Raw genomic sequence first — 355 nt, 5'->3', positions numbered from 1 at the left:
TCTCACCGCCTGTCGGTTTTCAAGACCGATCCCTTCAGCCGAACTTGGGTATACCTCCGAGACATATAATAAATAAAGTGGAGCCTAGCGGGATCGAACCGCTGACCTCCTGCGTGCAAGGCAGGCGCTCTCCCAGCTGAGCTAAGGCCCCATGTTTTTTGGAATATCGGGAAGACAGGATTTGAACCTGCGACCCCCTGGTCCCAAACCAGGTGCTCTACCAAGCTGAGCCACTTCCCGTTATTAAAAGCGCGCCCGAGAGGAGTCGAACCCCTAACCTCTTGATCCGTAGTCAAACGCTCTATCCAATTGAGCTACGGGCGCATATGGTGCCGAGGGCGGGGGTCGAACCCGC

Annotated in this window: 3 tRNA genes; all 3 read right to left on the bottom strand. The window is 55.8% G+C overall.

What is annotated here, in order from left to right:
* Positions 1 to 78: 78 nt before the first annotated feature.
* Positions 79 to 151: transfer RNA gene (locus MR079_RS28570), tRNA-Ala, on the bottom strand.
* 15 nt (positions 152 to 166) lie between these two features.
* Positions 167 to 240 (bottom strand) — tRNA-Pro (locus tag MR079_RS28565).
* 10 nt (positions 241 to 250) lie between these two features.
* Positions 251 to 324: transfer RNA gene (locus tag MR079_RS28560), tRNA-Arg, on the bottom strand.
* Positions 325 to 355 lie beyond the last annotated feature (31 nt).

Source organism: Bacillus cereus group sp. BfR-BA-01381 (genome assembly GCF_022663555.1).
Classification (GTDB): domain Bacteria; phylum Bacillota; class Bacilli; order Bacillales; family Bacillaceae_G; genus Bacillus_A; species Bacillus_A pacificus.
Note: the sequence above shows the minus strand (reverse complement) of the source record. Positions and strands in the feature narration are given on the sequence as shown.